The organism is Photobacterium leiognathi, assembly GCF_030685535.1.
Taxonomy (GTDB): Bacteria; Pseudomonadota; Gammaproteobacteria; order Enterobacterales; family Vibrionaceae; genus Photobacterium; species Photobacterium leiognathi.
Map to the genome: position 1 here is coordinate 1055139 of NZ_CP131599.1, position 12209 is coordinate 1067347.

The 12209-nt window shown below is 39.0% G+C and carries 11 protein-coding genes and 1 pseudogene; 9 read left to right on the top strand and 3 right to left on the bottom strand.

Features of this window, described 5'->3' with window-relative positions:
- Window positions 1-356 precede the first annotated feature (356 nt).
- The 5 genes from Q7674_RS04935 (at window position 357) to Q7674_RS04955 (ending at window position 6637) form a co-directional block, all read left to right on the top strand.
- Window positions 357-1358: a CobW family GTP-binding protein gene (locus tag Q7674_RS04935; RefSeq protein ID WP_045062184.1), complete on the top strand. Its 1002-nt coding sequence runs from the start codon at window positions 357-359 to the stop codon at window positions 1356-1358.
- A 126-nt stretch (window positions 1359-1484) separates the two neighbouring features.
- Window positions 1485-2870, top strand: a complete 1386-nt coding sequence (locus Q7674_RS04940; RefSeq protein WP_045062183.1) for a TldD/PmbA family protein — start codon at window positions 1485-1487, stop codon at window positions 2868-2870.
- Entirely contained in the window at window positions 2870-4213 is a 1344-nt protein-coding gene (locus Q7674_RS04945) for a TldD/PmbA family protein (protein ID WP_045062181.1), read from the top strand. Before Q7674_RS04940 ends, Q7674_RS04945 begins: the two co-directional genes overlap by 1 nt.
- Before the next feature lie 251 nt (window positions 4214-4464).
- Window positions 4465-5634, top strand: coding sequence for an alpha-hydroxy acid oxidase (locus tag Q7674_RS04950; RefSeq protein ID WP_045062179.1), 1170 nt, complete (start codon window positions 4465-4467; stop codon window positions 5632-5634).
- Between the two features lie 202 nt (window positions 5635-5836).
- Window positions 5837-6637 (top strand): TOBE domain-containing protein, encoded by an 801-nt coding sequence (locus Q7674_RS04955; RefSeq protein ID WP_045062177.1) that lies wholly within the window; start codon window positions 5837-5839, stop codon window positions 6635-6637.
- Between the two features lie 24 nt (window positions 6638-6661).
- On the opposite strand, the gene Q7674_RS04960 is transcribed toward Q7674_RS04955, so the two are convergent.
- Entirely contained in the window at window positions 6662-6898 is a 237-nt protein-coding gene (locus Q7674_RS04960) for a hypothetical protein (RefSeq protein WP_305421913.1), read from the bottom strand.
- A gap of 208 nt (window positions 6899-7106) precedes the next feature.
- The gene (locus Q7674_RS04965) at window positions 7107-7841 is read right to left on the bottom strand and encodes a beta-ketoacyl-ACP reductase (protein WP_305421915.1); all 735 of its coding nucleotides are present in this window, start codon (window positions 7839-7841) and stop codon (window positions 7107-7109) included.
- Window positions 7842-8119: 278 nt separating this feature from the next.
- Between Q7674_RS04965 and Q7674_RS04970 the strand changes: the two genes are divergently transcribed.
- The gene (locus Q7674_RS04970; protein ID WP_045062173.1) at window positions 8120-9058 is read left to right on the top strand and encodes a LysR family transcriptional regulator; all 939 of its coding nucleotides are present in this window, start codon (window positions 8120-8122) and stop codon (window positions 9056-9058) included.
- A gap of 523 nt (window positions 9059-9581) precedes the next feature.
- Here the strand turns inward: Q7674_RS04970 and Q7674_RS04975 are convergent.
- Complete coding sequence (locus tag Q7674_RS04975) at window positions 9582-10613, bottom strand: potassium channel family protein (protein ID WP_045062172.1); 1032 nt, start codon at window positions 10611-10613, stop codon at window positions 9582-9584.
- Between the two features lie 279 nt (window positions 10614-10892).
- On the opposite strand from Q7674_RS04975, the gene Q7674_RS04980 reads away from it, so the two are divergent.
- From Q7674_RS04980 to Q7674_RS04985, 3 genes and pseudogenes are all read left to right on the top strand, one after another.
- Complete coding sequence (locus Q7674_RS04980) at window positions 10893-11369, top strand: hypothetical protein (RefSeq protein ID WP_237156698.1); 477 nt, start codon at window positions 10893-10895, stop codon at window positions 11367-11369.
- Window positions 11370-11746: 377 nt separating this feature from the next.
- Window positions 11747-11821, top strand: a pseudogene (locus tag Q7674_RS21865) (hypothetical protein); the annotation flags it as partial.
- 155 nt (window positions 11822-11976) lie between these two features.
- Window positions 11977-12150: a DUF3859 domain-containing protein gene (locus Q7674_RS04985; protein WP_272898471.1), complete on the top strand. Its 174-nt coding sequence runs from the start codon at window positions 11977-11979 to the stop codon at window positions 12148-12150.
- Window positions 12151-12209: the final 59 nt, after the last annotated feature.

A 12209-nucleotide genomic window follows, 5' to 3' on the forward strand; every position in this document is an offset into this window, starting at 1 on the left:
TCAAATATGGTTTTACATCACTTTAAGAGTTCATAAACATTTAAAAAGTCCAGATATAAACAAACGAAAATTATATAAAAAACGTTATCAGTGGCTTGAAGGCCTAGAAGTGGAATTTAATGATAACTTATCAAAAATAACCACAGCGAGTATTTAACTCCTTCGCTATACAATATATTAACCTCATAAATTACGTACAGTTAAACATAGGTAATTTATGAGGTTAGCTCCAACGATAAATTCCATAACAGAATTTCTCTTGTATTCTCTTTATCCATCTCAATAGATACCGTAACCCTGTAACATACGGTAGAATAAACAAATTACAGATGTAGACGTATAGAGATCAGCACAACATGAAACGTATTCCAACCAACATTATTACTGGCTTTTTAGGTGCTGGTAAAACGACTGCAATTCTTTCTCTTCTTGCTCGTAAACCTGAAAATGAAAAATGGGCAATTCTTATCAATGAGTTTGGTAATGTTGGCGTAGACGGCGCAATTCTCGAACAACAAGGTGCCATTATTAAAGAAGTCCCTGGCGGTTGTATGTGCTGTGTAGCCGGGTTACCTATGTCAGTGGGCATCAATGCCCTACTTGCACAAAAACCTGATCGCCTACTATTAGAGCCAACAGGTTTAGGTCACCCAAAAGAAGTGATCAAAAAACTGACGTCAGGTGTTTACGAAGATTATGTTGATTTACGTGCAACGATCACGCTTGTCGATCCTCGCCATTTTGCAGATAGCTTCTATACCAACAATGAAAACTTCCAAGATCAGCTTGCACTTGCTGATGTCGTAGTCGCTAATAAAATTGACCAATGTGACGATTATGATCTTTTCACTTTCCAATCTGCAGTTGAGCAAGCCGATCCAAAGAAAGCCTTAATTGGTGAAGTAGAACTGGGTAAATTAGAGCTAGAATGGCTCGATATTCCACGCATTGAGCGCCAAGCACAACATAGTCACCATCATCATCACGATGATCACCACCACGATATTGCCCCAGAGCCAGAAATTGAGCTTTTACCGGGCCAACAATTCATTCGCAAAGAAAACCACGGTCAAGGATTTCACAGTTGTGGTTGGTTCTTTGCAGCCGATCAACGCTTTGAGTTTTCCAAGCTGTTCAGCCTATTCTCAAGCCTGAATGCAAACCGTGTGAAAGCAGTGGTGAATACTGAAAATGGTTGTTTTGCCTTTAATGTTGTAAATCAAGTTGTTTCGGTTAACGAGCTATCACTAGACGGTTTTGAATCACGCATTGAAGTGATTGATAGTGAAGTTTTACCTTGGGATGAACTGGAACAAATTCTTCGCTCTATTATTTTGTCTTCAGAGGACAACAAGTAACGCAAGACAGTTACTCACTGATAACTCAGTATTTAATCGTTTATACCTATTACACCAATATAGGAAAAAACAATAAAAAACTGCTAGTTTATTAAATAGAGCTCATAAAAATATAAGGGAGCAAACATGCTAAACCCTAGCACTGCCAAAGCAGTCATCGATCATGCGCTATTTTTAGGTGCCGATTTTGCTGAACTCTTTGTTGAACATCACCAATCTAACTCTGTTCAGTTAATTTCAGGTGAGATCGATAAAATCAACTCAGGGATCGATTTCGGAATCGGTATTCGTTTATTTTTCGGATTTAAAGTCTTATACGGCTACACCAATAGTACCGATGAAGAAGAATTAAAACGTGTAACTAGCCTACTGGCAGCAAAAGACAAACGCGATCAAATCGTTAATGCTGGTAGCTTGAACTTAAATCGTTTTACCAATAAACACAGTTGCCAATTACCGTTAAGCCAAGATGCTAACATGGCAGCTAAAATTGCGTTTTTACGCCAAGCGGATGAAGCTGCACGTGCTGAAAATGAAAAGATCAGCCAGTTCATCGGTAATATTGGTCAGCGTGAACAACAAATAGAGATCTTCAACTCTGAAGGTTTACACATTGGCGATACCCGACACTACACTCGTATTTCTGCAAATGCCGTGGCACAAAACGGCAGTGAGCAATCAACAGGCTATGAAGCTCCGGGCGCATTTACTGGCTGGGAATTTAATAGCAAAGTCGATCCAAAACAATTAGGTCAAGATGTGGCAAAACAAGCCATGGTTAAACTGTTTGCAGATGCCTGCCCTTCAGGTGAAATGCCGGTGATCATTGGTAACGGTTTCGGTGGTGTTATTTTCCACGAAGCCTGTGGTCACTTGCTTGAAACGACATCGGTAGCGAAAAAAGCCTCTGTTTTCTACGATAAAATGGGGGAAACCATTGCCAATTCAGTCGTCAATGCTGTGGATGATGGCACCATGGTCAACGAATGGGGCTCTATCAATATTGATGATGAAGGCATGGAAACCCAGCGTACTCAGCTGATCAAAGACGGTAAACTGACTAGCTTTATGGTTGATCGCATGGGCGGGATGAAAACAGGCTTTGCCCCTACCGGCTCTGGTCGTCGTCAATCTTACAAGTTCGCCCCTACATCGCGTATGCGTAATACCTTTATTGAACCCGGTGATAGCAGCTTAGACGATATGCTAGCTGGTGTTGAGCGCGGTATTTATGCTAAGAAAATGGGTGGCGGCTCTGTTCAACCGGGAACAGGTGAATTCAACTTTGCAGTACAAGAAGCCTACCTTGTTGAAAACGGTAAAATCACTAAGCCATTAAAATCTGCAACTCTAATTAGTACTGGTCCTAAAGTATTAAAAGAAATCAGTATGGTTGGTAATGATTTTGCGCTTGCGGCAGGTATGTGTGGCTCTGTCAGTGGTTCAGTACCAACAACTGTGGGTCAAGCAGCATTGAAAGTTGATAATATTCTTGTGGGAGGTGGTAACTAATGGCTGATCAAAATAAATTACAGCAAGCCATCGACCATGTGCTTGAGCGTGTCACTCAAAAAGGCGCATCTGCCGATGTTATCGCTAATCGCAGCAATAACTTCTCACTAAAAGCCAATAACGGCGAGCTCGATGAATACAAGGTAACGTCAGGTCAAGTAATTGGCGTACGTGTGGTAAAAGATCAACGTGTCGCCACCAGCTATTCTGAGTCATTAGATCCAACTAGCCTTAATTTGATGGTTGATAACGCGCTGTTAAATGCTGAATATTCGCAACAAGATCCACATCAAACCATTAGCTGTATTGATAGCAAAATCAGCACTGATTTAAGCGAGATCTACCAAGATGATGACGGCGATGTTGATCAAAAAATCGCTCTTGCCCTATCGCTAGAGCAAGGTGTGGTAAGCAAACCTGACGCTAAAAGTGCGCCATATAATGGCTTTGCTGAATCAGATGCCCATGTGATTCTAGCCAATACTCAAGGTACACTTTGCCAGCATAGTGAACGTTCAACTTATTGTTATGCTTATAGCTTAATTGAAAAAGACGGTAAGCAAGCAATGCACGGTGGTATGTCATCGGGTCGTAAGTTCAGTGAGTTAGATGCTAACTACTGTATTAACTATGGCTATGATATGGCATCAGCATTACTTGATGGCTCACCCATTGCTACCAAGCAATACTCTGTTATTTTCACCCTAAGTTCACTTAGCAGTTTGTTTGGTGCCTTTGGTATGTTTACCTCAGGGCAAGCAGCCATGAAAGGTATTAACCCTTGGCGTGATGCGATTGGTAGTCAAGTGGCGAGCCCACTTATCACCATTACTGACAAAGCTTATATTGAAGGCGGTTTTTCTATTAAAGCCTTTGATAGCGAAGGTTTTGCTACCCGAGATACAATTCTGGTTGGTGAAGGTCAATTAAATAGCTTGCTACACAATAGCCACACTGCGAGTTACTTCGGTATCGAAAACACAGCCAATGCATCACGTTCAGCAAAAGGTGGATTAGGTGTTGGCTCTCGTCACACGGTTATTTCTGAAGGTGTGAACAGCATTGCTGATACCACTGCTGGTGAATATTTAGAGCTTGTTGAACTGCAAGGTGTTCACTCTGGCGCAGATGCTATCAGCGGTGATTTCTCATTTGGCGCAAGTGGTTTCTTATGTCGTGATGGTCAACGTATTCAAGCGGTACGTGGTATTACGGTCGCAGGTAACTTCTACCAAATGATCAAAGAAATTGATGCGGTAAGTAATGTGTTAGAACACGATTATAATCGCAGTTTCTATGCACCGAAAATTCGTTTTGCTCGCCTCAACATTGCAGGTAAGTAATCGTTTTAACTAGATAAAGCCTTACGTTTAGTCGCTAACAGTTAAGTTACTAGGCGTGAGGCTTTTGTTTATCCCCCCACTTCACCTTCTTTTGGAATTTATAAAACCAAACTCATCAAATAATCTTAACCTTCTGTTTATCAACTCTTTTTTTATTCCATTTTTCATATATTAGAAATACTAAATACAGAATTCATAATCAATTAATTTGCTCTATGTTAGTAAGCAGCTATCACAGAGAGATGACGAAAATGAAGGATTATTTTAATACCAATTATCCAGACGTTGAGTACCTACGTCGTAAAGCGAAATTTAACCTACCTAAGTTTGCCTTTGAATATGTTGATGGTGGCTGCAATATCGAGCTGGCGTTAAAGCGTAATACTCATGATATTCGCCAAATTGATCTTATTCCCTATTACCTACGTGACTACAACTCGATTTCTTTAAAAACCACTCTATTTGGTGAAACCTATGATGCCCCATTCGGGATCAGTCCGGTGGGTTTACAAGGGCTTATCTGGCCTAATGCGCCAGAGATCTTAGCCAAAGCCGCTTTTGAACAAAATATTCCATTTGTATTAAGTACGGTATCGACTTCTCCAATAGAAAAAATCGCAGAAATCACTGAAGGTAAAGCATGGTTCCAGCTCTACCATCCTGTTGATGAAGCCATTACTGACGATTTGCTTAAACGCTGTAAAGCAGCAGGCATCAAAACCTTGGTCTTGCTATCTGACGTACCTACTTTTGCCTATCGCCCTAAAGAAATACGTAATGGTTTAGCCATGCCGCCTAAAATGACATGGCGCAATATGGTAGAAATCATGCTCTCACCACACTGGGCATTAGCAACTTTGAAGAAAGGTCAACCACAATTTGAAACCTTAACCAAATACATGTCGGGTTCAATGGACATGCATCACCTTGCCCTGTTTATGGATAAAACCTTTAATGGGCGTTTAAGCGAAGATAAAGTCGCTCGCTTGCGTGATAAATGGAAAGGTAATTTAGTGCTTAAAGGGCTTTCTACCGTTGAAGATAGCCAAAAAGCGATTTCCCTTGGGCTTGATGGGATCATCATCTCTAACCATGGTGGTCGTCAGTTAGATGCGGGTCCTTCTACCATCAGTAAATCCATTGAGATCATGGAGAAATGCAAAGGTCAAATTACTATTATGATGGACAGTGGTATTCGTGACGGAGCTGATATTGCCCGTACTTTATCGACAGGTATTGAGTTTGCTTTCTTAGGTCGTAGCTTTATGTATGGCGTTGGTGCTTTAGGTGATCATGGCGGTCATCACACCATTAATATGTTGAAAAAACAGCTGCAACAAGTGATGGAACAATGTTGTTGTGAATCGGTTTATAGCCTTACTGATCATATCGCCAAACGTAATCCCTTCTGCATGAAATAAACAATGTTCTGCACTCATGGTAAATGAGTGCAGATTACTCACGATTTATACTCACGTCGTTGTAATCTATTGAACACTCTCTAAATTAACGTTTATGTAATCTATAAGAACATAATAAATACAAAAGGTTACTTCGCTTTTGCATTATGCCTTGCCAATAAACTGCGCTAAAATAGAGAAAACTATAATTTAAAATATTGCTATGAACCTGACAGCTATCTCAACTCTTCTTATTGAAAATAAAACCTTTGCTAATCCTCGTCGTATTGCATTACTCAATGCCATTGATAATACAGGATCGATCAGTCAGGGCGCTAAAGAAGCGGGGATCAGTTATAAAGCGGCTTTTGATGCTGTAAAAGATATGAACCATTTAGCAGGCGAGCCTTTAGTTTCAAGCGAAAAAGGCGGTAAAGGCGGCGGTGGCGCTGAACTTACTCGTTTTGGTAAACGACTAGTACAGATGTATCAATTGCTTAATCAAATCCAAGACATGGGATTGAAAGCTTTAAATGATGATAGTGCGCCACTGGATAGCCTATTAAGCGTTATGTCACGTTTTTCGCTACAAACCAGTGCGCGTAATCAGTTCTTTGGTCATATCAGTCATATTGAACGTCATGATTTGCATGATGTTGTAACCATTGCAATCACGCCTACTCATGCCATTCAAGCTAAAATCACTCACGGCAGTACAATAAAGCTTCAGCTAGAAGAGAATAAAGATGTGGTGGCACTGATCAAAGGCCCAGCAGTCACTGTGTGTAGTGAAGGTAATTTGATCCACGGTAAACGTGATCGTTTTGATAATCAGCTATTAGGAACAATCACAACGCTGGTACAAGATATGAAATCAACAGAAGTAACGATCTCATTAACAGAAAATATCGCTATTTGTGCACTTGTTGATAATCATGACTTAATAGAAGAGAACTTACGTGTAGGAATGGAAATTTATGCCCTATTTCATTCAAACCGCGTCACTATTGCGACCATGTGTTAATAAGACTCTTTATTCATTATTAGCTTATTGAATATCAGCAAAGCCGCTATGCTCATGGCGGTTATCTAAATGCTCTGAAAAGAAAAGATAATCTTGATATTGCTTAGCTATTAACATGCCACCGCTCAGTACCATTAGTAGCAATGCTGCGCGACTTAACCATATTTTTTCTTTTTGCATTGAGCGATAAAGTAATGCAATAGCGAAAATGAGCAGTATTAAGCACATGATCCCTATATGGAAAGTGAAGAAGTTGGACAATCTGTAATTCCTAGCAACATAAGTCAATGCAGTTTAATGCTTTTTATTTAGAAATCATTGAAATAATGCATACTCACCGCATATTTTACATTTCTCTGACAAAACACCGGATATGGCGTTAAAAAACTCGCAACCATTAAAGCTATATTCAGATTCGACATAATACTTCTCCCCTAGCTCTTGCTAAGGGAGAAAGTATGAATAATCGCTAAATTACAAGACCACCATCAATTTTCAGTGTTTGCCCAGTAATAAAGCTTGAGTTATCGCTGGCAAGGAATAGCACACCATTAGCAATATCTTTTGCTACTCCCATTCGTTTTAACGGTGTCTTCGTAACCATGTGGTCAATCACTTTTTCAGGAAGATCAACCGTCATCGGTGTTTCAATAAATCCTGGTGCTACACAGTTTGCACGTACTTTGGCACCTTTACGTGAGAACTCTTTCGACCATGACTTGGTCATCGCAATCACACCAGCTTTGGTCGCTGCATAATTGGTTTGACCAATGTTTCCGTCAGTCCCCACTACCGATGACATGGTAATGATTGAGCCTGAACCTGCTGCCATCATTAAAGGCGCAATGGCTTGTGTCATGTTAAACACGCCTTTTAAGTTCACATCAATAACCAGATCCCAATCGTTCTCTGTCATGTTCTCAATTAAGTTATCACGCGTGATACCCGCATTATTAACTAAGACATCAATCGTTCCGTACTTTTCTGCAATTTTGGTAATAGTTTCAGAAACATGCTTTCTATCGCAAACATTTAATTCAAGTGCTGTCACATTAGGAAATTGTTGTTCTAAATCTGCCATCGCACCTAAATTCATATCACAAACAAAAATATGCTTTGCATTCTGATTAGCGAAGGTTTCAACAATACAGCGACCAATTCCTTGAGCTCCATAGGTTACTAGACAAACCTTATCAGTTAGCATTTTACTACCCCTCTTAAAAACACATACTTGCTATATGTACTTATCGTTATCCCCAAATAAATAAGCGCTAATGTTTACGGCTTACTATAAGCGTAGATAACGCATTTAAACTCGTAGTTGCATAAAAGCAATTCACTCTTGCAGATATAATCAAATACCGTTCCAGAATTAAGAAAACGTCTAAATTTCCATATTTGCTATCTTTAAAACATGAGTCATCCCGTTATGATAAGTCGTAATATCAATAGGATGTTCTTTTAACTAAGCAAGGAATGCGAATGTTAGATAAAATCGTTTTTTTTCTTCATGTCGTACGCTGCCACTCTCTCACCGATGCTGCAAAGCAATATGGCATTTCTCCTTCGGCAGGCAGTCGTTGGATAACTGAGCTTGAAGAATGCATGGGGGTCAGTTTAGTTAAACGTACAACGCGTAAGATCACACCAACACAAGCAGGTGATTTACTGTTTAGGCAATTTAGTCACATTAACACTCAAATCACTGATGTAGTAAATGAAATCCAGAATCTCGGCAATGAAGATATTGGCACCATTAAAATTGCCAGTACCCCACTCTTTGCCAAGCACTTTCTCAGTCAAATCATTGGTGAATATCTCAGTGATAATCCCAACATTAGCTTTGTTGTTATTGAAACGGCGTTTGAAGTCGATAACGTCCATGAAGTTGATTTCGCTATACGAGCAAATGCGACTTATCGTGGTTTTCAAGATAAAGATAGCTTGTTGGTAAAGCGTTCTTTATTCAGTGAGCCCCTTAAAGCGTGTTGTTCGCCTCGCTATATTCAACGTTATGGTGAACCCATCGTTCCTAATGATCTTAAACAACATTTATGTTTATTTGCCACGACGTTAGTTGGCGGTAATAAGTGGATTTTTGAGCAAAACGGTGAATACAATTCGGTACAGATACCAAGAACGGTTGAAGCCGATGACAGTGAAATACTCAAAAATATCGCTTTGGCAGGCGGCGGTATTGCGTACCTTCCCTTAAGTTTGATCCATCAAGAATTAAAAGAAAATCGTTTGATATCGGTACTTAACAACTATGTTAGCAGCGACTTTGAATTAAGCCTCTATTATAAACCTCGCAAATACATGCCTGCTCGATGTGCCAATTTCAAAGATTATCTATTAATGCGTGTCGAAGAAATCAACAAAGAGCGTATAGTCAAGCAGGTACCTCTTTCAGTCTATTAACAAACAACAGCCTTGGAATTATCATTCATTATCTTCCATCACCGCTCGATATTTTGATATTGGTGCAACAAGGCGTAAGGAAATGCCGCTATACATTAAAAATAAAGATTGCGTCTTTGACTAAATCACTGCGATGAATCCTAAACAATCTCAGATGATATGAGATTTGTAAGTGATGAGTAATAATCCTTTTACGTATAGTCGTGTAAAATGTATTTCGTATTATTCCTTCGCATCACCCCCACTAAGGGTATGTTGATTTTATGTTTTTGCCAGTCGAGGTTTTCCTTAACAATAATCAACATCCAGAAATAAAAAAAACACCTATCCCAAGGAAAGATAGGCGCCAATGCCGAACATCTATAGTGAAAGTGCATTAATACTAATGCAGTCACTATGCCAAAATAGTAAATATCAAATAAAGCTTAACAAACAAATAGTTAATAAAAAAACATGAAATATTTAATTATCCCATGAGTACCAAAGCACCAAGAATAAGCTTACTTGCACAAAAATGAGTCAATTACACTTCAGGCCAAGTCATGTTATTTACCCGTTCATCAGCGATATAAAACAAACGCGTATCAGGAGAAATCGGTAGTGATAATGGCGGATTCACCTGAATACCGTGCCCACTATCACAAGCAATCAATATTGCATCATGTCGGTGTTTAAAATGCTCAAATAATGCTGAAAATGTCGTTTGTTGTTGTGTATATGGATAATCAATCGCATACTGCGTCATCCCTTTATCGGTACTCAATAATTCCTGATGCAAAAGACTTGAACCCGGATCAACAGCTGATTTGGCTAACATTTCAATAGCAACAGAGGGAATACATTCTGCATTAGGACAGTGTAATTTTAGTAATTGGCTTAGTCCTTCATCATCAAAATATGCCAGTAAATGGGCATTAGGGTTTTGCCCTGCAGCAAATAACGCAGCTGTTAGTGTGACATCATCATGTAATGCATCAACGATAATACAACTCGCCTTGTTAATATTCGCTCTCGCCATTTCTTCTACGTTGGTGTAACTGCTCACTCGTACAAACTCAATCTTATCTGGCATCGGGTTTTCAATTTCCGATCGTGAACACAACACAATGGAACGGCGTCCATGTTCTTCATGAAGCAACATACGTAACATGCTTAAAGTTCTGTTTCCATTCCAACCCAACAATAAGATGTGTTGTTCCATTTTAATACTCCTTTTACCGAGTAAACCTTTACGCCACACAGTGACAAACACTGTGGCAACTCTGCCAACAACAATAGCAAATAATCCTAATCCACCGGGGATAATAAACAGTGCTGCGACCCATTTTCCTAGTGTCGACTCAGGGGAATGATCGCCATACCCAACCGTTGAAGCCGTAACAACGATGTAATAGAAAAACGTCGAAAATGAATCACTGAGTTGATGCTCTCCTGAGACAAATAAGAGTAACCAACTTAAAGATATATATATTCCACTCAATACCACAATATTTTGACCTGTTAAACGTGAAAAATATTTAACAGTAAATCGCTGAAGAAATAACCACACTCCCAAAATGCACCTACACATTCTTCCATAGAACCATTGATTTAAGATTAGTTCACTGAGACAAAAGCATTTATATCATTCTCAATAATTGTTGATTTCACTCAACCACTCTTTAAACAGCGAAAGAAACATTTATGAATCATATGGTAAGCGTAAGAAGATGGTATTCATCGACACGAGTTTGTCATTTCTTTGTCAGACTAATAGCCAAATTGTTTAATGCTATTTACACTCCACCTTTCCTGCTTTAACTTTTCAATAAAACACCGATCAATTATGGTATTTATGAAAAAACATAAGATTATTATTACACTTTCGCTAGGGCTAGGAATGATTGGCGTAACCTATTTCACACCAACGATGGAGCCAACGCTCAATGTGGCGCAACTATCTAAAGCAGAGAAAAAACAGTTGTCAGAATTAGAATTGGACATCAACCAATCTATTCTGGAGCAAGCAATAAAATGTATAAATAAAACGCCGACAAGAAAGCACTTTCAGTGCTCTATCAATGTGAACACAAATACCACCCGCATTGATGGGAAATTGGTGATTGTTCGCACTGGGAATACCTACGACATAGAAACCGTTAATTTTGATTACTTTGATAAACCATCAGCTCAACACACTTATGTCAGCACTGAAGATAAGGGTTACTATCATATAAATGACAACCTACAAACCTTCAATTATCGAGTAGCATTACAGCAATCCAATGAAGATTGGCATAGCGTTTCCACTCAGCCATTTACTTTTAATTAATCGTCAAACAATAAAATTAATATTGTAAATGGCGCAGCAAGAAACTATGGTTGTAAAGATACATATTTTGATTGGCATTCAAATCTTAAAGGCATCATAGCCTAGAATAAAACAGCTCAAGTTTTCCCCTTCCTGAGTTTTTTCTTTATTCTCCTCCACACACTTTAAAGTGATTTAGGGGCGTGACTCAAATAAGTGGTTTTGTGTTAATATTGTTACCTTATTTCTGATTACTTTAACTCATGGCTACTATCCAAGTTCAATGTCGTTTCTGCAATCAAACTGACACTTCCGTTAACATGGGAATGAGAATTTAAGCTTTCCTCGCTTTATATATCTCTATTTAGAACAAGCTTAAACTCTATTACGTTTATGAAGCACGCAAGCAAAATGTAAGAGAAAAAATTGCAAATATTGCAATGAATCACTTGGGCGTTAGGGAGACTGCCTGAGTATTGGATTTGGTGTACAACACCATCTTGAACACTTTAAGAAATCTTACCAAAGCAACATTACGCTCACGAATAACGCGACTTGTTCTTGGAACGATAAGCTTTTCAATAAGAATATATGCTTGATGAAGCTATAGGGGCATTCATAGAGCGAGATTTTTATTGGTAATTCAGCTGATTTGAGTCACGACACAATTTGGGCCCCAATCAGTAATAAAGTAGGTCCATGGCGTATGACATTAGAAATGAATGGCAACATTATTGCAGATAAAACCTTCAATGTTTTTAATCATGATGAAGGGCAATTCTGGAAACGTCGCGGCTGTTAACTCACTTTTGAAACATAATAATTCCATTATTGAAATCTAACCTTGATTAACAGCGTCTA

What these genes read in the sequence shown, in the direction of transcription:
- Q7674_RS04935 (WP_045062184.1), top strand. Translation starts at nt 357, where the DNA reads ATGAAACGTATTCCAACCAACATTATTACTGGCTTTTTAGGTGCTGGT.
- Q7674_RS04940 (WP_045062183.1), top strand. Translation starts at nt 1,485, where the DNA reads ATGCTAAACCCTAGCACTGCCAAAGCAGTCATCGATCATGCGCTATTT.
- Q7674_RS04945 (WP_045062181.1), top strand. Translation starts at nt 2,870, where the DNA reads ATGGCTGATCAAAATAAATTACAGCAAGCCATCGACCATGTGCTTGAG.
- Q7674_RS04950 (WP_045062179.1), top strand. Translation starts at nt 4,465, where the DNA reads ATGAAGGATTATTTTAATACCAATTATCCAGACGTTGAGTACCTACGT.
- Q7674_RS04955 (WP_045062177.1), top strand. Translation starts at nt 5,837, where the DNA reads ATGAACCTGACAGCTATCTCAACTCTTCTTATTGAAAATAAAACCTTT.
- Q7674_RS04965 (WP_305421915.1), bottom strand. Translation starts at nt 7,841, where the DNA reads ATGCTAACTGATAAGGTTTGTCTAGTAACCTATGGAGCTCAAGGAATT.
- Q7674_RS04970 (WP_045062173.1), top strand. Translation starts at nt 8,120, where the DNA reads ATGTTAGATAAAATCGTTTTTTTTCTTCATGTCGTACGCTGCCACTCT.
- Q7674_RS04980 (WP_237156698.1), top strand. Translation starts at nt 10,893, where the DNA reads ATGAAAAAACATAAGATTATTATTACACTTTCGCTAGGGCTAGGAATG.